Origin of the sequence: Paenibacillus sedimenti, assembly GCF_014534655.1 — a bacterium.
GTDB lineage: Bacteria > Bacillota > Bacilli > Paenibacillales > NBRC-103111 > Paenibacillus_E > Paenibacillus_E sedimenti.
In genome coordinates, this window is record NZ_JACVVD010000001.1 from 1,039,257 (window position 1) to 1,063,592 (window position 24,336).

Sequence of the window (24,336 nt, forward strand, 5' to 3'; positions counted from 1 at the left end):
GGGCTTATCTTTTCTTAAAAACAAAAGACCCGGTTTCCCGAGTCTTTGATCGGTCAGTTGTTATAAGCAATGGCTGCAGAAGGTTTTGATTCCCCTGTGTCGTTCACGGCAGTTATTTTGTAGTAGCCATTGTACGCCGGTGCGTAATAATGATATTCCGTGGCACCCTTTACAGAGCCAAGCTTCGCATAGGTGCCTTTTTCTTTGTCGCTGTAATAGACGTTGTACTGTTTGACCTTGTCTTTGGAAGTATTGGCCTTCCAAGTCAATACAAGGCCAGCGCCGTCTTCCTTCGCTTTAATGCCCGTAGGAGCAGCAGGGAGGTCCTTGGGTTTGCTGGTGGACTCACCGCCATTATTGGTATTTCCAGCACCTGCAGAACCTTCAGAGCCGTTGTTGTTTCCTTCATTGCCGTTATCAGTTCCCGGATTTGTATGGTCCGGAATTTCATTGCCGTCAACAGGAGGGACGAATAAAGTATCGAGCGAGCTTCCGTCCGTATAAGCGGTACGGCTTGGCGCCGATTCTTTGCCTGCAACATCAACTGCAGTGACATAGTAACCCATCAAGCTGGATGCAGGGACTTGATCGGTGAACTTTGTCTCCGCTCCTGCCAGGACAACCTTGCCGCCTAAAAGCTGAAATTTGTCGCCATGATTGTCGGAACGATAGATGCGATACCCGACTATATCAGAGCTTGGACTTGCCTGAAAGGTTATGACGGCTGTATCGCCGGATTTGGTAGCTACAACGGTCGTTGGCGTTTCCGGTGCTTTCCCATCGTCGACGCGTGGATCGACCTCGGAAGGAGCGTCGTCGTCATAATCGGTCGGCTTGTAGTTACCAATCGGCTTTCTGCTCTTCTCAGGAAGCTTGCTCATCGCTTCTTCCACTTCTTTTAGCAGCTGGCTAATCGATTTCTGCCGCTTAATGACCGTTTTCTCTTGCACGAAATCAACTGGCGTACCATCTTGCGCGAGGTAATTCAGGCCGTTGTATGTGCTGATTTTCGCGTTCATCATGACGTTATCTTCTTCAGTAGGTACATATTTTTTGTTGAAAATATCGGTTACCAGATGATTAGCCTTCGTCGTTAATTCACTCGGAAGCTTGCCTGAGAGACTTGATACGGTAGCGGATACGATGCCGTCCGGTTTCGCGAACGTCTTGTTCGGGAAGAGATCAGGTTTCTTCTCGATGGTACTGTTCATGATGTGCGCCCATATATCTTTGGCATGATGCGTCTGGAGCGTCTTGGCGCTCAATTTATGGATCGGTTGGTCATAACCGATCCATACGCCAACCGTAATATCCGGTGTAAAGCCCATGAACCACGCATCGGCATCGTCTTGAGTAGAACCGGTTTTTCCTGAGATTTCAATTTTGCCGTACGACTTATACTTTTTCATCAAATCTGTTGCTGTGCCCTGACTTATGACTGTTTTCATCATATCGGTTATCAGGTAAGCGGATTGCTCGGAATAGACTTTGACAGGCTTTTGCTCCTGTTCGTAAATAATTTTGCCGTTTGAATCTTTGATTTGGCGTATCATGTAGGGTTCGTTGAAAACACCCTTATTTGGAATGGATGCGTAAGCGCCCGTCAATTCTTTCACGGAAGTACCTCGGCTTAAACCGCCGATAACCCCGGTCTGTGCGTAATAATCTTCCTTTTGAATGGAAGTGATCCCTAATTTCTTGGCGAAATTCCAGGCTTCATCCATACCGACTTTGTTAAGAAACAGGTCGATCGCCGGGATGTTGTAGGACTGGTTTAATGCTCTTCTGGCCGTCATCAAACCATGGAACTTATGATCCCAGTTTTCCGGTAGATGGAAGCCTTTGACGCCATCTTTCAGAATGATAGGCACATCGTCCAGTACGCTCGCAGGCTGGATAGCGCCTTTTTCTAAAGCTGGTATGTATGCGGCGATCGGTTTCATCGTCGAACCCGGCTGTCTGAAAGCTTGCGTAGCGTGATTGAGCTGCTCATCAAAGAAATTGCGGCCTTCAATCATGCCTTTTATCGCGCCTGTTTTGCTGTCGATCATAATGGCTCCAACTTGCTCGATGCCTTTTTTGTCATCTTTTGGAGCAAAGTTTTTTGCATTATTCGAAATATCATGCATGGAGTCATAAATCGTTTTATCAATCGTTGTATAAATTTGATATCCGCTGCGCAACAGTTGTGCTTGTACGTTTTTTAACGCTTCATTGTAAGCGGCTGAATCTTTCTTGGGATCGAGATCCGGATTCTGCACTTTGAGCAGAATTTCTGCTGCTTCTCTTTCGGTCTCAATCATCAGATAAGGATACGTCGTATATGCCTTTTGCGAAGGGGCTGGCATCGAAGCTTTCAAATCGAATTTCAGCGCTTCCTGGTACTGATCGTTCGTGATTTTCTTTTCTTCCAACATCCGTTTGAGAACAAGCTGCTGCCGCGTGACGGCTTTCTTGAAATTATCGTCATCGAAGGAGGGCTTGCTTGTGAATGCCGAGTACTGCGAAGGCGATTGAGGCAGTCCGGCCAGGTAAGCGGCTTGCGCTACGTTCAAATTGTTTAAATCATCGATATTGAACAAGCCTTTGGCTGCCGCCTTGATCCCGTAAAGGTTATAACCGGTAGCTCCGTTACCATATGGAATTTTGTTTAAATACGCCAACAGAATTTCGTCCTTGGACATCAATCGTTCCATTCGCAGTGCGAGGAGGATCTCCCGGGCTTTACGACCGTCGTCGCGATCGAGCGTTAGGAATACCCGTCTTGCAAGCTGTTGAGTGATTGTACTTCCGCCTGTTTGGACTTCCTCATTGAGGAGCTTCTGCGTAACTGCGCGGTAAAGACCGCGGAAATCAATGCCTCGATGGTTGTAGAAGTCTTTGTCTTCGATCGCCAGAACGGCGTCCAGCACGACTTGCGGAATATCTGCCAGTGCGATGAGACGTCTGTCTTCTTCCGTTCGCAATTGGCCGATGACGGTGTCGTCATTAAAGTAAGCAAAGCCTGTAACGGAATTTTCTTGCATTTGCTGGCGAATTGCATCCTGGCTGCGTACAGGGTCTTTTTTGACCAGAGCGCTAACATATCCGAATGCTGCGAAGCCGCCAACAAGCCCGGCCAGAAAGGCCGCAATAAGAGTCCACTTTAAGGTAATCCATGTTACTTTGAACGTTGTTCTCACCCAAGGGCGGTTCCATTTCGTAAAAAAATTGCGCATAAGTTCCAATATCCTCCTTACATGAACGGTAATAGTATACCATATCTGCCTGTTTTGCGGTAATGATGAACGTCGATTAGAGCTGCTGCAAGGGTTTGACAACACTAGCAAGCTGTGATATAACTTGTTACAAATGCGTGGATGGATCAGCAGTAGGTAACTTGCGGATGCTTTCAGAGAGCCGGTGGAAGGTGCGAACCGGTACCTGCATGTTAGTGAATTACGGTCTTGAGCAGCAAATGGGAACCTGCAGCAGTTTGCGCGGCAGCAGTAGCGTTTGCCGGGTAAACCCCGTTACCGGTTCTTGAGTGAAAATGGTCAGTGCCGTACGGTTATACATGCTCGGTATAGATGTACGCAGCTGCTGTTTTAATTAGGGTGGTACCGCGAGTCAAGTCTTCTCGTCCCTTTGTGGATGAGAAGGCTTTTTTGCATGTATTCAGACAAAGGAGATGGATAAACATGAGTATTTTAAAGGATCTTGAGTTTCGCGGTTTGCTGCATCAAATTACGGATCGGGAAGGTCTCGACAAAAAGCTGAGCGAGGAGAAAGTCGTCTTATACTGCGGATTTGATCCAACGGCGGATAGCTTGCACATCGGCAGCTTGCTTCCGATTTTGACTTTACGACGGTTCCAGCTTGCGGGACATGTTCCCTTGGCCCTCGTAGGCGGCGGAACGGGGTTGATCGGAGACCCGAGCGGTAAAGCGAACGAGAGAACGCTTAACGGGCCTGAAGTCGTAGAAGCATGGTCCCAGAGCATTAAGAGACAATTGTCTCGTTTTCTGGACTTCTCCGAGCAATTGGACAACCCGGCTGAACTTGTCAACAACTATGACTGGCTCGGATCGCTCAATGTGATCGAGTTTCTGCGCGATGTGGGCAAAAACTTTACGGTGAACTACATGCTCGCCAAAGATTCCGTGGATTCGCGGATTAGCAAAGGTATTTCTTTCACTGAATTCAGCTACATGATATTGCAAGCTTACGATTTCCTGAATCTGAGCCAAACGAAAAACTGTTCCTTGCAAATTGGCGGCAGCGATCAGTGGGGGAACATAACAGCGGGTCTGGAACTGATTGGCAAAACGACGGACAAACGCGCTTATGGTATCACACTGCCGCTCGTGACAAAGAGCGATGGTCAAAAATTCGGTAAAACGGAAGGCGGAGCCATCTGGCTGGATGCCGACAAAACTTCGCCATACCAGTTCTATCAGTTCTGGGTGAACACCGATGACAATGATGTCGTGCGCTTCCTTAAATATTTCACCTTCATCAGCCATGAAGAAATTGAGAGATTGGAGCAAGAGGTGAAGCAACAGCCGGAGAAGAGAGAAGCACAAAAGGTGCTGGCGCGAGAAGTAACGAAGCTGGTGCATGGGGAAGAAGCGCTGCAAAGCTCTTTGAACATAACAGCGGCTTTGTTTAGCGGCAATATTCAAGAGCTATCCCGTTCCGAGATTGAAGAGGCCTTCAAGGATGTACCGTCGACGACTTTAGAACAAGATGACATTGCTTTAGTAGATCTGCTAATTGCAGTTGGGGCAGCACCTTCCAAACGTCAAGCGCGTCAAGATATCGAGAGCGGAGCCGTTACGGTAAATGGCGTGCGTATTACGCAAGTGGATGCAGCTGCTAATGAACTCGGCAAACTCGGCGAATCCTACCTGATCGCCCGCCGCGGCAAAAAGAATTACTACCTTGTTCAGTTCGCCAAATAAGTTATTTTAAAAAGTAAACCCCTTAGGGCAATCCCTAAGGGGTTTAATATTAACGGCTGTAGAACTCGACGATTTGTTTCTCGTCAATTTCTTGTGGAAGCTCTGAACGTTCTGGCAAACGGATGTATTTACCTTCTACGCTGGACTCTGTGAACTCCAGGTAAGTTGGCAGGTAGTTACGGTTTGCAAGAGCTTCTTTCACTGAGGAAAGACCTTTACTTCTTTCGCGAAGGCCGATAACGTCGCCAGTAGATACGATGTAGGACGGGATATCTACTTTTTTGCCGTTCACAGTTACGTGACCGTGAGCAACTAATTGACGAGCGCCTGCACGGGAGTTAGCAAGACCAAGACGGTAAACCAGGTTGTCCAAACGGCTTTCAAGCAAAATCATGAAGTTTTCACCGGAGATACCTTTTAGCTTGGAAGCTTTATCGAACAGGTTACGGAATTGTTTTTCGTTCAAGCCGTACATGTGACGAAGTTTTTGTTTTTCTTGCAATTGAACGCCGTATCCGCTCAATTTTTTACGTTGTCCCGGGCCATGTTGACCTGGAGGGAAAGGACGTTTCAATTCTTTGCCAGAGCCGCTCAAGGAAATGCCAAGACGACGGCTTAATTTAAATTTCGGACCTGTATAACGTGCCATGTTAGGAAAAACTCCTTCTTTTTCACATTTAGTTAATAAAATCTCTTGGTGTCAGGGTGAAGACATGTGCCCGATTTTGCTTACGAATCTATTGATAGGATTCCCTGGCAAGAGTAGTTCAGCCGCTGTCTTGGCAGGAGCAAAATCAGTGAGGGTGATCACAAATGGCTTTCACCGAAATCATGTTAGTACTCGACTTCTAATTTTATAAAAAACAACCTAGTGTGTCAAGTCTCATTCCTTCGACTCGATTCGAAAAAATAGTGCAATAAGCATAGAAAAATAGTATTATATATAGGTATAGAAATTAGAAAAAACACATTGGGTTGTAAGTTTTCGGGAGAGGAGAAGCCTATGAGCGAATTACTTCGTAGTAACCAACAGCATAGTCGTGCGAAGCACTTCGAAGATTTCTTTCGTCAAGGACTTATTCTTTCCGCCGATTTTTCCGACTTCGGAAATGATTATCGACAAGCGTTGCAAGATACTTTAAATGAATGGCTCGGTGGTGCCGGCCAAGCGATGATTCCGCCGCAAACCGCGCTGTTATGCGTTGATTCGGAATTATGCGTGATGAGTTCTTGCGCAAACGCTATTGAACTTGCCAATTATTTGCTGCAGCCGGGAACTTATTGGCATTCCAGTGTCAGAAGAGCAAATCCGTTTGCCAGCTGTGCTGACGACCCTACTTTTCAGTTCATGACGGGGCATGAGATGGGTTCAAGTGAATTGAAAATGGTCTCGGGCGCCTCCATTCCAGTACAAGAAGCTCAAGGCAATATAATTGGATATTTAGGACTTTTTTCCCAATCATATAGAGAACCAGAAGAATTAGCAAACTTACTGTATACACTCGTTATTTCTTTCCAGGGCAGTTTACAAGTATTAGTTGAACGGAGTAAATATGAATATATTTTGCAGTTGAATCGTCAAAATGAGCGGAAATCAAAGAAGCAGGATGTTTTATTCGAAGCATCAAAGAAGCTGCACGCCAAGATCGATGTAGATTCAGTGTTAACTGAAGTCATAGAGAGTATTCATAGTGTATATCCCAAGATTCAAGTGGATTTACTGCTTTCGCAAGATAACGATAGTACGAATTTACGTGTTAAACCATTAAATTTTCAAAGTTTAGAAGATGATATATGTACCCGCGCCTTTATGGAAGGGCATCTGATCTTCGAGCCTACCTCTGAAGCCATAGGACCGAGCGTTGGCAATATCGCTGTTCCTTTGTCCGGTAAACAAGGCGTATATGGCGTTCTATACCTGCAGTCAGAGCATGATTTGATACATGCATCCGACTTGCAGTTCATTTCATTATTGGCCGATACGGCGGGATCAGCATTTGAAAACGCTAAGCTCTACGAGCAATCGAATTTGCTCATTAACGAGCTTCGTCTTATTAACGAAATTACAAAGCAATTGAATCAAAGCTTGCGGCTGAATGAAATATTTAATTTCGCATCCAGTGAGTTATTATCGATCTTTGGTGCCGACTATAGCTGTATTTTGCAAACGGATAAACAGAATGAAAAGCTAATTGTTCAAGCAAGTAATCTTCCAGCGATGTATCACGAGAGTTTCACTCTTGATCAAGGCTTCTCCGGACTCATCTATACATCCAAAGAACCGATCATTATTTCTGATTACTGGGCCAGCTCCAAGGTGAATTCCAAGTTAATGGAATTAACCGGTTCCAGATCACTGATCGGCTCGCCGATTCTCGTGAACGGGGAAGTTGTCGGTGTGATACTTGTAGTTCATAGTAAGCCTAACTTCTTTTCGTATGATAATTACAAGCTGTTGCAAGTTCTGTCCGGGCACATTGGGCTCGCCATGTCGAATGCATCCCTACATGCTGAAGTAAAGCGCATGGTGATTACGGATAATCTAACTGGTTTGTATGTGCGCCATTACCTGGACGAACAGGCCAATCTGATGCAAAAAAAAGATTTCTGCGGGTCGCTTATCGTTGTAGACATCGACAACTTCAAAAGAGTTAATGATACGTATGGTCACCAAGTTGGCGATAAAATATTAATTCAAGTCAGCCAGATCATAAAATCATGTATCCGTGACAGCGATATCGCTGCCAGATGGGGCGGGGAAGAACTGGCGGTCTATTTACCGCAAGTGGGCAAGGAGCAGACGCAACGCATCGCAGAGCGAATCCGCCTTCGCGTCCAACAAGAGACGAGCCCGCAGGTTACCGTTTCTTGCGGTGTGTCCGACTGGAATTGGGAAGAGGATAAGATTAGCGTGGAATCGCTTTTCTATCGAGCGGATATGGCCCTATATCAAGCCAAACACAATGGCCGGAACCAAATCCAGGCCGGCTAGACATCTAACGAAGCACTTGTCTAAGGACAGTGCTTCTTCAATATCCCACGTCTCATATTTTTGCCATTAGAAGGGAAAGCTTCATAAATGAATGAACCAGCATCGGCTCCCCAAAGCCAGATCCCTCTTCCTGAACCTTCTTTAACATGGTACAATAATTGGGGTCTACAGGAAGGATGGTCGAAATTTGTCGTATTTAAATAAAGTGCGGATTTTGCAAATTGGAATTGTACTCATCTTCGTGTTGAGTTTGGTTTATTTTTTCTTCTATAACCAGGTAGGCATTAAACTTTCACATAGCAATATGTCACAATTATCCGAGCATCTTAGGAATCTTGGTTGGACAGGCAAATGGATCGGGATGGCATTAATATTGTTGCAGACCTTTTTTCCGTTTATTCCTTTCGTGCTTGTTGCCGGAACGAACGTGGCGATTTTTGGTATAGAATGGGGCTTTATTGTCAATTATGCGATGTCTTGCCTAGGAGCGGTAGTTTCATTTTTCATAGCACGTTATTATGGACATGCTTGGGTGGAAAAGAAACTGCAAAAGTTTCCCCTTGTATCACAATTTAGCGAGAGAATGGATAAACACGGTTTTGTATATGTATTGCTGGGCAGATTGATTCCGATACTCCCATCATCAGCGATTAATTTCGCTGCAGGACTAACGCGCATCCGTTTTCATCAATTTCTTTGGGGCACATTAATTGGTAAACTGCCAATCGTTTTCTTGGAATCGATGATTGCTCATGATTTGTTTCATTTCCATAAATATAAGGGAAGGCTCTTGCTGCTTCTGGTTGTCTTCGTTGCTTTAATCGTCATTGGCAGCAGTATTAAGAAAGTGCTTACATCGAGTCGTAAGTAAGGTTTCCGAATGGAGAATGAAGGAAATTTGTTGTTGCGCTTTCCTACCTTTCCAAGTTATCATATAGGAAGCAAGGCGACCGATTCATATGTGAATAAATGGAGGAATGTAACATGCCAAGTGCTAATAATGCTGCTATCGTTGAGATTTCACAAACTGCTAACAAATTCAGATCGTCTATCGTACTTCAGTATGATAATAAGTATATCGATGTGAAAAGTATTCTGGGCTTGTTCACGACTTTGCTAAGCTCCAGCAACTACGATTTGCATGTGCACGGTCCTGATGCAGAAGAAGCGAAAAAAGCAATGGCCGAAGTATTCTCCAAGCATAATCTAGGCGTTAACATTGTAGAAGAATAAGCCGAACGAAAAAGAAGGTATTCTCAGAATCTCTGAGGGTACCTTCTCTTGTATATTGGAGCAATTTCGCTTAATATAGATCATATAAGGACGGATGACTTAGCGTATGGGGGGAAAAGTTGGAATGTCTTCATCTGATCTAATGCTTAATTTGAATCAAAAAGCGCTTAGTCTTCTTCAAGAAGATGCAGATAAAATCGAAAAGCTGATCGAAGTACAGATGGAGAATTTGACAACTCGTCAATGTCCGCTGTATGAAGAAGTACTCGATACGCAAATGTACGGACTTTCGAGAGAAATTGATTTTGCCATCCGTGCGGGGCTCGTTGCCGAATTGACGGGTAAACAAATTCTCAGCAAGCTGGAACGTAATCTTGCTCAGCTATATGAAGCGCTAAATGCCAAAAAGTAACCCGCGAGGGGTTACTTTTTTTGTGTTTGCGTGAATTTTGGGGGAACTTATACGAGGAAGAACACAACGCCCAAGATGATGTAGACGACAAGCAGCAGGAGTCCCTCGTACCAATTGGTTGATCCGTCTTGCGCGATGGATTTGGTGATGAACACGGCGACACCGATGGCTGCAAGCTCATATGTGGTGAATACGATGTTCATCGGCGTTCCGCCCATAAAGAAGCTGACGAGCACTAACACAGGAGCTACGAATAAAGCAATCTGCAAGGAGCTGCCGATCGCGATTTCGACGGCTGCACCCATTTTATTTTTCATCGCCATAAGCACGGCTGCACTATGTTCGGCAGCGTTTCCGATAATCGCGATCAAGAATGCGCCTACGAACAGTTCGGAAAGTCCGAATTTATGCGTTACTTCCTCCAATGTTCCGACTAGCCATTCACTCGTAAAGGCTACCATAACGGTCGCCAAAATGAGAAACAGGATCGAGGTTTTCTTCGACCATGCGGCCTCACCATGTTCAATGACTTCGTCAGCGAGCACGTTTTTGTGCGTAACCATTGAGAACAGCAACCACAGCAAGTAAGCGGCTATGAGTAAGATCGCTACGATCAAGCTCATGTTTGTTGTTTCCTTCGTTGTTAGGCCGCCTGCGAATATCGCTGGTATAAACAGGGCGATAACACCAAGAAGCATAAGTGAAGAGTTGTGAGATGCGAGTTTTACGTTAAAGGTTTGTTCTTTAAACTTCAAGCCGCCTGCGAAGACGCTGAGTCCCAAAACGAGCAGCAGATTCCCAATAATCGCCCCTGTCAAGCTTGCTTTCACGACGTCAAACAATCCGTCTTTTACGAGAAAGAACGCAATAATCAGCTCAGCGGCATTGCCGAATGTCGCATTCAGAAATCCGCCTATACGTTCTCCTGCATAATGGGCTACGCTTTCTGTGGCTTTGCCGAGAAAACCCGCTACGAAAATGATCGCAATGGATGCAATGACGAATTGGAGCGTTTGGTTCCAATGCGCGTAATGTGCCACGCCGCTAAGCGCGAAAGTACCAATCAAACCGATGTTAAATATTTTTCCTTTCAAATCAAACCCTCCGACTTTGCAAAATGAGACTGGCATTTTTTGACTTCTTTAATATACAGATTTTAGGCTGCAAAGTAAATTCGGTTCTTTATTGAATTCCGCATTTCTTGCTTTCATCTTTTGAACTTATTACAATAGATTTATACCAAGTTTAGGGAGTGATCCGTATGTCCGAAGACAATCAAACCGGCTTAATTCGTATTTCTGATGACGTAGTTTCGACCATCGCAGGACTTGCAGCCCTGGAAACACCGGGAATTGCAGGTATGTCAGGCGGCATCTCGGAGGGTTTAGCCAAGCGCCTGAGCGGTAAGAACGTACAAAGAGGCGTCTCTGTAGAAGTGGGTCAAGTGGAAGCGGCCATCGATCTTCGAGTTATTGTTAACTACGGTTCCCGGATTCAGGACGTATGTCGGGATCTCCAGGAGAACGTTCGGGAAGCGGTTGAGAATATGACGGGTCTATCCGTCGTCGAAGTGAATGTGAAAGTGGAAGGCGTTGCATTTAAAGAAGAAGAAGTAGAAGACCCGCATCGGGTCAAATGAGAATAAAGACCCTATCGAAATCCTCGATCAGGGTCTTTTTTTGGTTGGAGCATCGGCCTTGCGTGTCTGCTCGCGGGATATGCTAAGAAGTACACCCATGCTGATCAGACAGACCATCATAGAGGAGCCGCCTGCAGATATGAAGGGCAGAGTCACACCTGTTAGCGGTATCGCTCCCGTCACACCGCCGATGTTGATCAAAGCCTGGAACGCAAACATTCCCATGATGCCGACGCCGGCCACCATACCGAACATATCCGGACTGCGAACGGCGACCAGAATGCCCCGCCAGATAAAGAACAGGAAGAAAAGGATAAACAAGGAGCTTCCGATGAAACCAAGCTCTTCTCCGATAATGGCGAAAATAAAATCGTTATGCGCTTCAGGCAGATAGTGAAGCTTTTGAATACCTTGACCGAATCCTGCGCCTGACAGCCCGCCGTGGCCAAAAGCGTATAAAGATTGGACAACCTGATAGCCTGTATCGGAGTGGTCGGAAAAAGGATCGAGAAAAGATGTCAGACGATTCACGCGGTATTTAGAACTGTCACCAACCGCGGATCCCATTAATAAATAGAAGCTGACAACCAAGGCGCCGATTACGGCAAGGCCTGTCCCTAATGTAAAAATATGCTTCAAATTCGAACCGCCGACAAAGATAACGATAGCGGAGCAAGCAAGAAGAATCATACAGGAGCCTAAATCGGGTTGGAGCATGATGAGAAAGCTGACAAATCCGACAATTAGCAGGGCAGGGAGCAGCCCCTTTTTAAAGTCCCGGAACTTTTCCTCTTTATTGCTAATAAGAGAGGCCAAATAGATGATGACCATTAATTTGGCGAATTCCGTTGGTTGGATACCAAATTTACCGATGTTAAACCAGCTGGCGGCTCCGTTTGCCTTTTCAGTAAAAATAACGAAAATAAGCAAAACAACGGTAACAATGAAGGCAGGTATGACCAACTTCTTAAACTTGGTGTAATGGATATTCATGCAGAACAGCATGCCGATCGTGCCCATTCCCACGGCGATCAACTGCTTTTTGGTAAAGAACCATGGATCGTTATTATACTTTTCATAAAAGGCACTAGTCATCGAGCTTGCGCTGAACACCATCGCAAGTCCAAAGCAAACGAGCACGAAGGTCAAAAAAAGCAGCAGAAAATCCGGCGTTCCTCTCCGAGGGGGATTCATGCCGATTCCCCGCTTATTCCGCTAGCAACTGCTGCAGCTGGGCTAATTTTTGAGTGGAGATTTTCATCACGGACTCAGGTACAGGTGAGTTGTAATCCAAACCGTGAGGGAATGTTTCTCTTCCTATGTAAGCATCTTCCAAATAGAGAACAGCATAAGGGGATTCCAATTTGCCGGACTCAACGCGAGCGTTCACGCGCAAGAAATAGACGGCTTTGCCAGCTTTATCTTCAATTTTGAGGTCGTAGGTCGCGCGGGTATATTCCCACTGCCAACGCACGAATCCAAGTTTTGTCGTTACTTCGTCCAGATGAGCAAGGTCGCTTTTTAAGCCTTTTAAGCCTTTTGTTTCAATAATCACAGATTAACGCCTCCATATTGTACGTATGCATTCTTTATTCATGATAGTATGTTTCTAAAGGTTCTGCAAGTCGATAACTGACTGTATTTTCTACTATTTGATGGCACTTTAGAGATGAAACGTGCTTCTCATTTTGGTAGAATAGGTTATAACTTAGGATAGCGGAGGATTTTCCCTATGAACGATTTTGAGATCGGTTTACAGCAATGCTTCGAAGAGATGGTTGAGTGGAGACGTTATTTGCATCAACATCCTGAGCTTTCATTCCAAGAATATCGCACGGCTGAATTTGTTGCCAATCACTTGCGCAGTTGGGGGATCGAAGTGCGTACGCAGGTAGGCGGAAACGGTGTTGTCGGTCTGCTCCGCGGTGATGGTCAAGGACCAACTGTCGCACTTAGAGCGGATATGGATGCACTGCCGATACAGGATGAGAAAAACTGCGAGTACAGCTCGCTTGTTCAGGGTGTGATGCATGCCTGCGGCCACGATGCTCATACATCGACGCTTCTCGGTGTTGCTAAAGTAGCGAGTCAGCACCGCGGTAAGTTGCAAGGTAATCTTGTTTTCCTCTTTCAGCATGCTGAAGAGACGACGCCAGGCGGGGCCAACGCTATGATTCAAGATGGTGCGCTAGAAGGCGTAGATGCAGTGTTCGGCGTACATTTATGGACGCCGTTTCCAATAGGTCATGTTTACGCCAAATCAGGTCCGATGATGGCCGCCCCTGATGAATTTACGATTCGCGTTCAAGGGAAAGGCGGACATGGCGGCCTGCCGCATCAAGCAGTCGACAGTATCCACGCTGCCGCTCAGCTAGTTGTTAATCTTCAATCGATTGTCAGCAGACAAGTGGATCCGGTTGAGCCTTGCGTGGTCAGCATAGGCTCCTTTCATGCAGGTACCGGCTTTAACGTCATTGCTGAAACAAGTACGTTAAGCGGAACGGTCAGAACGTTTAATTCCGAGCTTCAAAAAGATGTGATGAAACGTATGGAGCGAATTATCGACTCCACATGCAGCATGTTTCAAGCATCGTATACCTTCGACTACAAGATGGGGTATCCGCCTGTTGTCAACGATACGAATGAAGCAGAGCGTTTTTTTAAAGTCGGAACGGCATTATTCGGTGAGGAAGCAGTTCATGAATCTCCGCTTATTATGGCCGGTGAAGACTTCTCCTATTATTTGTACCATAGACCTGGCTGTTATATGTTTGTCGGTGCAGGTAATGAAGAGGCCGGCATTATACATCCGCATCATCATCCCAAATTTGATATTGACGAGCGTTCGATGCTGAACTCAGCCAGGCTCCTTCTCGGTATGGCTTTGGATTATATGGCATGAATCATTTCTCCGTTTTCGACAGAGTCTAACTTTGAAGCAGGTTTCTGCGGCTTACAAGCTCAAACGTGAAATCTGAGTCTTAACGAAAATTCTTGAGGAGGAATGACGGATATGCCAGGCAGAACAGTCAAAGATATTATGGCGAAGGATTGTGTTACCGTTACATTGCAGGACAACGTATTCGAGATTGCACTGAAAATGAAACAGCACGATATAGGCTTTGTGCCGGTAGTTGAGGGCAAGAAATTAATAGGCGTGGTCACCGACCGTGACCTGGTGATTCGCGGCTATGCCGAGAAAAGATCCGGATCGGCTGCGGTTGAACAGGTTATTTCTAAAGACGTTACCACAATCACCCCGGATACGACAGTGGACGAGGCAGCGAAAATTATGGCCAAGGAGCAAATTCGCCGTCTGCCGGTTGTGGTAAATGGCGAGCTTGTCGGAGTCGTAGCGATTGGCGACCTTGCTGTACGAAGCATTTTCGACGATGAAGCAGGTGAGGCTTTAAGCGAAATCTCTATCGACAAAACCCCGGTAGGAAGTAAATAAGATTGAATATCGTCCGTTTCCATCATAGGGAACGGATATTATTTTGCCAAAGACCAGGCGACCGGTCTTTTTTTTGTGAAAAAATATAACTGTCAAAGTTCGCAATAAGGTGGTCAATTCGTGACAAGATGATGCCATAGTTATTATGCTACAGTGATAACGTGAACAGTAATTATGAATATGAATTACATAATAAAGGTGGCGTAAAAGATGGGAAAAGTGCGGATCGGAATCATTGGTCTCGGCAATATGGGGACTGGACATGCCAAATACTTGGTGAACAATGAAGTCAAGGGCGCTGAACTTACGGCCATATGTGAAACAAGACCTGACCGTTTGCAATGGGCGAAAGAAAACCTTGGCGAAAGCGTTCAATTATTTGACAATCTAGACGAATTTCTTGCATCTGATGCGATAGACGGCGTGTTGATTGCCACACCTCACTACGATCATCCGGATGTGGCGATAAAGGCTTTCCAAAACGGTCTGCACGTGCTTTGCGAGAAGCCGGCCGGTGTATATACCAAGCAGGTCCGACAAATGAATGAGTCAGCGAAAGCATCCGGTAAAGTGTTTAGCATGATGTATAACCAGCGAACGAATCCCCTTTATACAAAGTTGAAGGATCTTGTATCCTCAGGAGAACTAGGGGAAATTCGCAGAACGAACTGGATTATTACGAATTGGTACCGCTCACAAAGTTATTATAATTCCGGCGGCTGGCGTGCAACGTGGGCAGGAGAAGGCGGAGGCGTGCTTATCAATCAAGATCCACATCAACTGGATCTTTGGCAGTGGACGATCGATATGATGCCCAAAAGGGTGCGCGCATTCTGCTACTTCGGCAAACATCGCGATATTGAGGTCGAAGATGATGTAACCGCATTTGTGGAATATGAAAACGGCGCAACAGGCATATTCGTGACCACAACAGGGGAAGCGCCGGGAACGAATCGTTTCGAATTATCCGGAGATCGCGGCAAAATCGTGATCGAAGACGGGAAGTTGACGTTCTGGCGATTACGTGTCTCCGAAAGAGAATTTAATGAGACCTATCAAGGCGGGTTTGGACAACCGGAGTGCTGGAAATGTGAAATTCCGATTGAAGGTAAAGAGAAAGGACATATGGGCATTACACAAAATTGGGTGGATGCCATTCTCCACGGTACGCCGCTCATCGCTCCAGGTGAAGAAGGTATAAAGGGACTAATGCTTTCAAATGCGATGCTTCTTTCTACATGGACCGATAATTGGGTAGATCTTCCGATTGACGAAGATTTATTCCACCAGCATCTGCAAGCAAAGATCAACCAGTCCAAGGTAAAGAAAGATACAACATATCAAACCTTAGAAGTGAAAGGTTCCCATTAAGGGTGCCCGTCATGCAATAACGGAGGTGTCAACCATGCAAAAGAGCGATGGAATGAATTACGCGCCAAAAGGAAAACCGAATGCTGTCGTTAACAATGGGGAGTTCATATTTGCGGCCATCGGGCTGGATCATGGTCACATTTATGGGATGTGCAACGGTCTTCTGGAAGCGGGGGCTGAGTTGAAGTGGGTATACGATCCGGACCCTGATAAGGTGGATGCTTTCTGCCGAAAGTACCCGCAAGTAATAGCGGCTGTATCGGAGCAGGAGATTTTGCAAGATACGGCTGTTACGCTGGTTGCAGCGGCTGCTGTGCCTTCCGAACGATGGGCACTGGGCCTTCGCGTTATGGATCATGGCAAAGATTATTTTACGGATAAAACGCCTTTTACCTCTCTGGATCAGCTTGCGGCAGCTAAGGCGAAAGTTAAAGAAACAGGCCGTAAATATGCCGTTTATTTCAGTGAACGATTACATGTGGAAAGCGCTGTTTTTGCCGGTCAGCTCATTGAGGAAGGGGCAATTGGGCGCGTCGTGCAAGTTATGGGACTTGGCCCGCATCGACTCAATGCGCCATCCAGACCTGACTGGTTTTTCAAAAAGAAGACTTACGGTGGCATTCTCTGCGATATTGGAAGCCATCAGATCGAGCAGTTTCTGTTCTATGCCGGCTGTAAGGATGCGAAAGTCGCAAGCAGTAAAGTGGCGAATTATCATAACAAGGATTATCCGGAGCTAGAGGACTATGGCGATGCAACGCTTATTGGCGATAATGGGGCGACGAATTATTTCCGGGTCGATTGGCTCACGCCAAACGGTCTTGGTACTTGGGGAGACGGTCGAACCATCATCTTAGGAACAGAAGGGTATATTGAGCTTCGCAAATATATTGATGTGGCGCGGGATCCTCAGGGAGATCAACTCTACCTGGTCAACCAGCAAGGAGAAAAACATTACAGCCTGCATGGGCAAGTGGGCTTTCCTTTCTTCGGCCAGTTCATCCTGGACTGCATTCACCGTACGGAGCATGCCATGACGCAAGAACATGCATTCAAAGCGGCCGAGCTTTGTTTGCTTGCTCAGCAGCAAGCGGTGCGTGTGGAATAGCAGAGTTGCTTGAGAAGCTAAAAAAGAGCAGTGCAGCGGAAAACCGCTCACTGCTCTTTTGCTATTACATAAATTAACAAGGTCGCTTATCTTCGAAAGACCTCGTTAGGGGTTGATCTTATTTTTTCGTATCAAATGCACGATCGTAATCTTGCCACAGCCCTTTTTTCTTGTTTCTAGCTTCTTCCTGATCTTTCTTAAACAAATCTACGTATTTTACATTCGGAGGATAGGTTGCCATCCGTGCATAACCTTCCTGAATCAAAGTGCGGTTAAAAAGTTCATCCCCAATCCACACATACGCAAGCAAGCGTTTATATTGGTCTTGCTTTTCAACATCGAATTCAAGTTCGACGGTTTGCTTTAACAACCGTTTCTTAGAATAGTCGCTGGCTTCTTTGCCATAAAACATGACTGGCGTATTCGGCTTTTTCGTTTCCGGTGTGTCCACACCGATTAATCGAACTTTTTCCTTCTTACCTTTGAGCGTAACCTCGAACGTATCTCCGTCTACCATTCGATCTACCTTCGCACTTTCTCGGCCTAGCGTTGCAGCAGATTGCTTTGCGCATCCGATTGTGACAGCGATAAGCAGCAGCAGGCTAACTGCGGTAATCCATGTTCTCATCATTCACTTCCTAACTTCAAAATGTATAGGATAGACGTTAGCACGTTACAGATGTTTAAATCAAGTACTTTCCTTTCATACTAGATAAGAGATGCTTACGAAGCCAGTTTTGCTAAAGCAAAACTTTTAGGAGGTGGCACACGGTTGAATTGGGATCCGGCAAGACCGCTGATCGTGCAAAATGATTTATCTGTCCTGCTAGAAACGCATCATTCGGATTTTGAATACGTTCGCAGCACCTTATCCCGTTTTGCAGATTTGATTAAAACTCCCGAGCATCTGCACACATACCGCATAACGCCGTTATCGCTATGGAATGCCGCCGCCGCAGGAATGCGTGTTGATGAAATGACAGCTTTTTTGCAAAAATACGCAAAATTCGACGTTCCAACCGGCGTCATGAGCAGCATTCGGAAATATTCAATGCGATACGGCCTGCTGCGCTTGGAAAATGTAGGTAAAGAGCTATACCTGGTCAGTGATGACACGGTGGTGCTAAAAGAAATTTGTACGTACGATTCAATAAATGGTTATTTACAGGATGCTCGAGGAGATCGAGCTATCGCCATTTCTCCTGAATATAGGGGGCTGTTAAAACAGGAGCTTACAAAGCTTGGATATCCCGTCGAAGACATGGCTGCTTACCGTCGTGGGGAATTCGTCCGCATTCCGCTTCTTGACAACATGGAAGATGTCGAGGTCCCGTTTCAATTGCGCGATTATCAAAAACATGCCGTTGATGCATTCCAACGCATCGGAGACGGCCGAGGTATCGGGAGCGGCGTGTTGGTGCTTCCCTGCGGAGCGGGGAAAACGATCGTCGGCATAGCCGCGATGGCCAGGTGCAGCTGCGCAACGTTGATTCTTACCTCAAATGTGACTTCCGTAAGGCAGTGGAAACGAGAGATATTAGAAAAAACCGGGCTTACAGAAGAGCAGGTTGGAGAGTACAACGGAACTTGTAAAGAAGTGCGACCGATAACGATAGCGACGTATCAGATTCTGACGCATCGGGGGAAAAGAGACGACGAGTTTTCTCATTTGCATTTATTTAGTGAGCGGGAATGGGGATTGATTATTTATGATGAAGTTCACTTATTGCCTGCCCCCGTGTTCCGGGCTACGGCTGAGATTCAAGCGACCCGCAGACTGGGTTTAACAGCTACGTTAATTCGTGAAGACGGGAGAGAAAAAGATGTATTCTCTCTCGTGGGTCCGAAAAGGTATGAAATGGCCTGGAAGGAGCTGGAATCCAAGGGTTGGATTGCGACGGTCACCTGCAAGGAAATACGCGTACCGCTTTCTTCGCAAGACCGCGATCTATACGTTGCTTCGGGCGCCAGACAGCAGTTTCGAATAGCTGGAGAAAATACGGCTAAGCTTGAGGTCATTGATGATTTGCTGCAGCTGCATGCGAACGAGCAGACATTGATTATAGGCCAGTATATTAACCAACTGGAACAAATCGCTGATCATACAGGGGCGCCGATGATTAGCGGCGGGATGTCGCACGATGATCGTGAGAAGCTGTACCAGCGCTTTAAAGAGGGAAGCCTCCCGTTGCTGATCGTGTCCAAAGTCGCAAATTTTGCCGTGGACCTGCCTGACGCTGCCGTAGCCATCCAGGTTTCAGGGAGTTATGGCTCCAGACAAGAGGAAGCGCAGCGGCTTGGGAGGATTCTTCGCCCCAAGCGAAAGGGTGCAAACGAGGCGGTTTTTTATTCCCTTATCAGTGAAGATACGAAGGAACAGGATTTCGCGATCAAACGTCAGCTATTTCTTGTAGAACAAGGCTACCGGTACAGTATCAGCCCTCGGAATACCGTCAGATAGGGCGAGAAGGAGGACGCGATGCGGTACGAGCAAATATTTAATAAAATGCCCCAAAGCATGTTGGAACTCATCTCTGGGCAGGCGTGGTGCCGAACCTTGATTGAGCAAGGCGAGAAGCCGGGCAGGCTGCTCTCAGCAAAAATTCATTTAACGAAGCTGCACCGTCAAATGTCGGTGGCTGAGCTTCATACACTTCGTCTGATCCTATCCGCGTTCGGATGTGAGCCGTTTAGCAAAGAGGCTCTAGAGAAGCAAGCCGCTGCCCGCATGGCTGGTGCTGAAGTAACAGTGGGGCTTATAGGGCTTAGGAAAGTCGGCGTGATAGTAGCGTTCCGTAAAGCATGGGGCGAGCAGTTGTACGTGCTGCCTGAGGATGGTTTTCGTGCATGGCAGGAGCTGCTTTACCCGGATTTTCTGATCCAAACAATCGCCGATGATCGAGAATTGGAGCTTTTGGACATTGCAGCAACAAGCCCGAGAGGGCTTGCACAGCAATTGCTGCATTTTTTCGTAGCTTGCTCCCAGCAGCCGGGTTTGCCTCTTACAAACAAAGGCACCTTACATAAAAAGCAGCTTCAGAAGCTGTCAGAACAACTCGTATTGCCGCGAGAGTTATTCCAAGCGACAGGGCTCTCTTACGCATTCCGGGATGTTTATGATGAGAACATAGCGATTCTTCTTGAAATGGCCATTCGTCTTGAAGTGTTGGTTCACATTGGTGATCGATACCACCTTGATCATGAAGCGCTATTTAAATGGCTCCGTCTTCCTTATGACACTCAGCAAGCTGAGTTGTATATCATTTGGCGAAGTTTATTGCTCCCCGCACCCGCTTGGCTGCAGCATGGAATTTCACTGATGGAGTGTCTTTCAACCCATGATTGGTTCAGCTTGGACGATATTGTTACCTCGATTCACCGCTGTTCCGTCTCAAGTAATCCGTATGATGTCCTTGCTATCAGAAATGCGCTTATGGAACAATGGATCAAGCCGTTATGCGCTTTCCGTTGGTTGAAGCTTGGGGTTGACGCACAAGGGGGTATCTGGTTCCATTATTTGATATCTGCCCTTTTCGAGACCCCAAATATGAATGAAGAGGGAAGTACAGCGGCTGAAATAGAAGCGCAAGATGAATCGAAGGCCGAGCGATCCCTATATGTACAACCTGATTTCGAGTTGTTGCTGCCGCCCAATGTGTCATTGTATGAGGAGTGGCAAATTGCGGCTTTTGCCGATCTGCAATCATCCGATCTTGTCCGCACCTACCGGATGACGAAAGATAGCTTCCATCGCGCTTCTGAGAATGGAACAAGAAGTGAAGCAATTTTGCGCTTTTTGCATAACCATGCTTGTTACGGGGTTCCTGAGCATGTTGAAATAACTTTGCAGCAATGGGATCAGCAATCGGGCAAGCTGCAATTGAAAGAAGTCAATCTGCTGCAATGCGAATCTGCCGAGGTAGCCGCTGTCCTTTTACGTAATGAGAAGTGCAGTCGCTTTTTGCAAAATCGAATTGGAGATTCTCACTTTATTGTCGAAGCGGATCATCTTGCTGATCTTCGTAAATGTCTCGAACAAATGGGCTATCATCCGCGAGGTATTGCAGGTAATGGTGCTAAATCAAAGAGTACTTCATCGGTTGCTCGCCAGACGGACGCCGTGGAAAGCACTTTTGCACCCGCCAAGCTGCAGGGGTTGTTTTACTCTCGCGATACGATTCAACTATATGAAATCGACTCTGCGCTCCCGGAGTGGGATGACTTGTATCCAGATATGCAGGATATTCCAAGCCTATGGTTAAAGGAATTCAGGGATTATCACGGTTCCACGCGCAAAGAGATGATTCGCAAAGCCATTGAATGGAAGAGCTGCTTGCGGCTTCGCAAAGAAGGGCGAAACCGACTTATTATTCCGCGAGCCATTTATGAAGAACGATCGGGCTGGACGCTCTTCGGTTTGGAAGAGGATCAAGAAATCATGTTAAAAAGTGAGGATTGGGAAGAGATGCAGCTTATATTGCCGGGCATCAATGATCAAGAAAAGCCGACTTTTTAAACACTTAATTTAAGAACTGTGGTATGATAGAGATTGTTATACTCTAAGAGAGGAAGGATGTTGATCGCAGTATGAATACTATGGAAATGGATACGCTGGATATGTCAGCAGTGCTCATGCAAGCTTACGACATGGGTGATATGATTAATTCCTCTGCGGAAGTGGCAGATTATTTATATTGGAAGTCCGTTGTGGAAAAGAGCGAGGAAGTTCGCGTTCTAAAAGCGGTTTTCGCGAGAAAGAAAGAATTGTTTGAGGAATGCGAACGGTTCGGGCATTATCATCCGAGCTATCATGAAGCTCTTGCGGCAGTGAATGAAGCGCAACAAAAGCTGGACGCGCTAGAAGCCGTTCGCCGTTTTAAAGAAGCCGAAGACCGGCTGGATGATTTGCTGTTCACCGTTTCTTCAACAATCGCACACGCGGTATCTGAATCTATCAAAGTGCCTAGCAACAACCCGCTGCCAACCGGCAAAGGCTGCAGCTCCGGCGGAAGCTGCAGCGGCAATTGCGGCTGAGTATAAGTGCGAGTTGATCAAGTCCGGCTTTCAGATGGGATCTTCTATAGCTGAAAGTCAGGTTGAATGCGTCCAACTTCGGTACCCTGCCAATTATGAATTGTAGGAGTATGATAGGCAGCAAGTGCGCTTACTTCGGATTCCTTGAGCAAGCCTAGCTGCTTCAGAGCTTCAACGACGGCCGGATACATGGCTCGTTGATTGCCGTCTTCGACTTTCAAGACGAAGCCTATGCCTTCCTCAGGCATCGTGAGTGCGAAGATGCCCTCGGCTCCCATTTTTCCTATGATTCTCCCGCCTGTAACCTCGATTAATCGCGTGTCGAAGCGATCGCTTCCCGCGAGGAATTGAGGATATTTTCGCACCGCGGCGACAATTCTCCGGCAAGCGCTTGCACGTGCTTCTGCAAGTCCGGCCGGTGAACCCAGTCGCGCAAATGCGAGTGCAAGCCGATCGATGGGCATGCCGAACACTGGAACGCCGCAGCCGTCGATGCCGAGGTGCATCAGTTCTTGGGGCACTCCGGACATGGCGCATACCGCTTCCAGCATCAGTTGCTGGACGGGATGTTCGATGCTCATGTACGTATCAGGAGCGGCATGCAGGTGCGCTGATAGCGCCAGCATGCCCGAATGCTTGCCCGAGCAGTTGTTGTGCAGCGTGGTCGGGGTTATGCCTTGCTCGCGCATCGCCTGCGCAGTAGGCGCGTGATAAGGCTCATGAGCGCCGCACTGCAGGTGCTCATGCGTGTACCCGAGCTTGCCCAGGATCCCCCGGGCAGCGCTCACATGCTCGGCTTCCCCGTTGTGGGAAGCGCAGCAAAGGGCGATTTCGGCATCTCCAAGGCCGAAATGGTCAGCCGCGCCGGATTCGATGACCGGCAGCGTTTGGATTAGCTTCGCCGTAGAACGGGCGAAGGTGAGCAGGTGCGGGTCGCCGGCTTGGTGCAGCAGCGCCCCGTCGGTATTCACCACCGCGAGATGGAAGCGGTGGATGCTTTCGGTAATGGGACCGCGATAGATGCGGACGGTCATGTCAGATGGCTTCATGTGTTAGTTTCACTCCAGAGCAGGATAATTGAAAAGAGGTAGAAATCATGATGATCGAGCGTAGCGGATTAATTGTTTGGGTGAACGATACGAAAGCGGCCAGAAACCTGGAACGATTCGGCTCTCTCCATTACATATCCAAAAAGATGAATTATGCTGTCCTTTATATACATGCAAGTAAATTAGATGAAACGATGCGAAACCTTCAGAAGCTTCCATACGTAAAAAAAGTAGAACGCTCTTATCGCAACGAAATCAAAACTGAATACAGTAGTAATATGCCGGACAAAACTAGATTTTACACCCTTTGAGGCTGCAGTGCAAAACAAAGCTTCGAAAGAAGCTTTTTTCTTTTTTCTGTTTTGTTTGAATTTTTAGAAAATAAGCATTTTTTCATGAATTCACAAATAATAATTAATAATTTTATATATTCTTACATGGAAAAAAAAGATATAATCAAGTAAAATAAAACTTACAACGCAACAGGGAATAGGTATTCGGTCCCATTTTAGTAGGAGAGGGGTTGTGATCATGAAAGACAAGGTTATGGGGAGATGGAGTACTTACGAACCATTTTTCGTACAATTAGGTGATAAGAAAGTGGCGGATATCGTGATCACGAATCATGCCAAGCTGAGATGGAATGATCGTGTATCCGACCAAAACGGTTCGCTGGAAGAGATTTGCGCTTTTCTGTGGGAAAAGCTAAAAAATAATAAAATCATGCCGTACTATCGCAATGAGGAAGACGTGTACTTAATTGATGAGGATCTTGTCGTCGTTGCGGAGTTTTCACATCTGGAACACGAGACCGACATCGCAGGCAACCCGCTTCATAAAATGATCATCGTCACCTTCTTGGGCAGAATGTCCGAGACCATCGAGCTGCGAGATTTGAAATCGTATTATTCTTGGCTCCGACACTCACGTCGGATGACTTTAATCAAAAACAGCCGCAAACGCAGGTAACGATATGCTCATTGCCAGAGTATGCCCGGTCGTAGGGCATGCTCTTTTTTTGAGTTTACGATTTTGGCGGATTTACCGGTTAATGGACTCTCATCACGGATTTTCATATAATGGAACAAAAGAGAGGCGGGG

At 46.5% G+C, this 24,336-nt stretch carries 22 protein-coding genes and 1 other annotated feature; of the genes, 15 read left to right on the forward strand and 7 right to left on the reverse strand.

Features of this window, described 5'->3' with window-relative positions:
• Positions 1-53: 53 nt before the first annotated feature.
• Positions 54-3,218: a transglycosylase domain-containing protein gene (locus ICC18_RS04085; RefSeq protein WP_188173075.1), complete on the reverse strand. Its 3,165-nt coding sequence runs from the start codon at positions 3,216-3,218 to the stop codon at positions 54-56.
• 129 nt (positions 3,219-3,347) lie between these two features.
• Positions 3,348-3,630, forward strand: a binding site (T-box leader).
• Between the two features lie 50 nt (positions 3,631-3,680).
• Between ICC18_RS04085 and tyrS the strand changes: the two genes are divergently transcribed.
• On the forward strand, positions 3,681-4,943 hold the full coding sequence (gene tyrS, locus ICC18_RS04090; RefSeq protein WP_188173076.1) for a tyrosine--tRNA ligase: 1,263 nt from the start codon (positions 3,681-3,683) through the stop codon (positions 4,941-4,943).
• A gap of 49 nt (positions 4,944-4,992) precedes the next feature.
• On the opposite strand, the gene rpsD is transcribed toward tyrS, so the two are convergent.
• Positions 4,993-5,592: a 30S ribosomal protein S4 gene (rpsD, locus tag ICC18_RS04095; protein WP_188173077.1), complete on the reverse strand. Its 600-nt coding sequence runs from the start codon at positions 5,590-5,592 to the stop codon at positions 4,993-4,995.
• A 354-nt stretch (positions 5,593-5,946) separates the two neighbouring features.
• Between rpsD and ICC18_RS04100 the strand changes: the two genes are divergently transcribed.
• The 4 genes from ICC18_RS04100 to ICC18_RS04115 all read left to right on the forward strand — a co-directional run bounded on the left by ICC18_RS04100 (position 5,947) and on the right by ICC18_RS04115 (position 9,580).
• On the forward strand, positions 5,947-7,935 hold the full coding sequence (locus ICC18_RS04100) for a sensor domain-containing diguanylate cyclase (protein WP_223192271.1): 1,989 nt from the start codon (positions 5,947-5,949) through the stop codon (positions 7,933-7,935).
• A gap of 187 nt (positions 7,936-8,122) precedes the next feature.
• On the forward strand, positions 8,123-8,806 hold the full coding sequence (locus ICC18_RS04105) for a TVP38/TMEM64 family protein (protein WP_188173078.1): 684 nt from the start codon (positions 8,123-8,125) through the stop codon (positions 8,804-8,806).
• A gap of 113 nt (positions 8,807-8,919) precedes the next feature.
• On the forward strand, positions 8,920-9,168 hold the full coding sequence (locus ICC18_RS04110; RefSeq protein WP_188173079.1) for an HPr family phosphocarrier protein: 249 nt from the start codon (positions 8,920-8,922) through the stop codon (positions 9,166-9,168).
• A 124-nt stretch (positions 9,169-9,292) separates the two neighbouring features.
• Positions 9,293-9,580 carry an Fpa/YlaN family protein gene (locus tag ICC18_RS04115; protein WP_188173080.1) on the forward strand — a complete coding sequence of 96 codons (288 nt, stop codon included), beginning with the start codon at positions 9,293-9,295 and terminating at the stop codon, positions 9,578-9,580.
• A gap of 47 nt (positions 9,581-9,627) precedes the next feature.
• Here the strand turns inward: ICC18_RS04115 and cax are convergent, their stop codons facing one another.
• Positions 9,628-10,674 (reverse strand): calcium/proton exchanger, encoded by a 1,047-nt coding sequence (gene cax / locus ICC18_RS04120; RefSeq protein WP_188173081.1) that lies wholly within the window; start codon positions 10,672-10,674, stop codon positions 9,628-9,630.
• Between the two features lie 167 nt (positions 10,675-10,841).
• On the opposite strand from cax, the gene ICC18_RS04125 reads away from it, so the two are divergent.
• Entirely contained in the window at positions 10,842-11,219 is a 378-nt protein-coding gene (locus ICC18_RS04125) for an Asp23/Gls24 family envelope stress response protein (protein ID WP_188173082.1), read from the forward strand.
• A 27-nt stretch (positions 11,220-11,246) separates the two neighbouring features.
• On the opposite strand, the gene ftsW is transcribed toward ICC18_RS04125, so the two are convergent.
• Together ftsW and ICC18_RS04135 are read right to left on the reverse strand one after the other, a co-directional pair.
• The gene (gene ftsW / locus ICC18_RS04130; RefSeq protein WP_188173083.1) at positions 11,247-12,413 is read right to left on the reverse strand and encodes a putative lipid II flippase FtsW; all 1,167 of its coding nucleotides are present in this window, start codon (positions 12,411-12,413) and stop codon (positions 11,247-11,249) included.
• 13 nt (positions 12,414-12,426) lie between these two features.
• Positions 12,427-12,774, reverse strand: a complete 348-nt coding sequence (locus ICC18_RS04135; RefSeq protein ID WP_188173084.1) for a YugN family protein — start codon at positions 12,772-12,774, stop codon at positions 12,427-12,429.
• A 177-nt stretch (positions 12,775-12,951) separates the two neighbouring features.
• On the opposite strand from ICC18_RS04135, the gene ICC18_RS04140 reads away from it, so the two are divergent.
• The 4 genes from ICC18_RS04140 to ICC18_RS04155 all read left to right on the forward strand — a co-directional run bounded on the left by ICC18_RS04140 (position 12,952) and on the right by ICC18_RS04155 (position 17,152).
• Entirely contained in the window at positions 12,952-14,121 is a 1,170-nt protein-coding gene (locus ICC18_RS04140; protein WP_188173085.1) for a M20 family metallopeptidase, read from the forward strand.
• Positions 14,122-14,232: 111 nt separating this feature from the next.
• Positions 14,233-14,673, forward strand: coding sequence for a CBS domain-containing protein (locus ICC18_RS04145; RefSeq protein ID WP_188173086.1), 441 nt, complete (start codon positions 14,233-14,235; stop codon positions 14,671-14,673).
• Between the two features lie 210 nt (positions 14,674-14,883).
• Positions 14,884-16,044, forward strand: coding sequence for a Gfo/Idh/MocA family protein (locus ICC18_RS04150; RefSeq protein WP_188173087.1), 1,161 nt, complete (start codon positions 14,884-14,886; stop codon positions 16,042-16,044).
• Between the two features lie 34 nt (positions 16,045-16,078).
• Positions 16,079-17,152 (forward strand): Gfo/Idh/MocA family protein, encoded by a 1,074-nt coding sequence (locus ICC18_RS04155; RefSeq protein ID WP_188173088.1) that lies wholly within the window; start codon positions 16,079-16,081, stop codon positions 17,150-17,152.
• Positions 17,153-17,270: 118 nt separating this feature from the next.
• Here ICC18_RS04155 and ICC18_RS04160 read toward each other — a convergent pair whose 3' ends face one another.
• Positions 17,271-17,783 carry a thermonuclease family protein gene (locus tag ICC18_RS04160; RefSeq protein ID WP_223192272.1) on the reverse strand — a complete coding sequence of 171 codons (513 nt, stop codon included), beginning with the start codon at positions 17,781-17,783 and terminating at the stop codon, positions 17,271-17,273.
• 141 nt (positions 17,784-17,924) lie between these two features.
• On the opposite strand from ICC18_RS04160, the gene ICC18_RS04165 reads away from it, so the two are divergent.
• The 3 genes from ICC18_RS04165 (at position 17,925) to ICC18_RS04175 (ending at position 22,186) form a co-directional block, all read left to right on the forward strand.
• On the forward strand, positions 17,925-19,613 hold the full coding sequence (locus ICC18_RS04165) for a DNA repair helicase XPB (RefSeq protein ID WP_188173089.1): 1,689 nt from the start codon (positions 17,925-17,927) through the stop codon (positions 19,611-19,613).
• Between the two features lie 18 nt (positions 19,614-19,631).
• Entirely contained in the window at positions 19,632-21,668 is a 2,037-nt protein-coding gene (locus ICC18_RS04170; protein ID WP_188173090.1) for a helicase-associated domain-containing protein, read from the forward strand.
• 71 nt (positions 21,669-21,739) lie between these two features.
• A complete protein-coding gene (locus tag ICC18_RS04175; protein WP_188173091.1) occupies positions 21,740-22,186 on the forward strand; it encodes a YlbF/YmcA family competence regulator in 447 nt (148 codons plus the stop codon).
• 44 nt (positions 22,187-22,230) lie between these two features.
• Here ICC18_RS04175 and ICC18_RS04180 read toward each other — a convergent pair whose 3' ends face one another.
• Positions 22,231-23,235: an asparaginase gene (locus tag ICC18_RS04180; RefSeq protein ID WP_188173092.1), complete on the reverse strand. Its 1,005-nt coding sequence runs from the start codon at positions 23,233-23,235 to the stop codon at positions 22,231-22,233.
• A 47-nt stretch (positions 23,236-23,282) separates the two neighbouring features.
• On the opposite strand from ICC18_RS04180, the gene ICC18_RS04185 reads away from it, so the two are divergent.
• Together ICC18_RS04185 and ICC18_RS04190 are read left to right on the forward strand one after the other, a co-directional pair.
• Positions 23,283-23,546 carry a YlbG family protein gene (locus ICC18_RS04185; protein ID WP_188173093.1) on the forward strand — a complete coding sequence of 88 codons (264 nt, stop codon included), beginning with the start codon at positions 23,283-23,285 and terminating at the stop codon, positions 23,544-23,546.
• 220 nt (positions 23,547-23,766) lie between these two features.
• On the forward strand, positions 23,767-24,204 hold the full coding sequence (locus tag ICC18_RS04190; RefSeq protein ID WP_188173094.1) for a hypothetical protein: 438 nt from the start codon (positions 23,767-23,769) through the stop codon (positions 24,202-24,204).
• Positions 24,205-24,336: the final 132 nt, after the last annotated feature.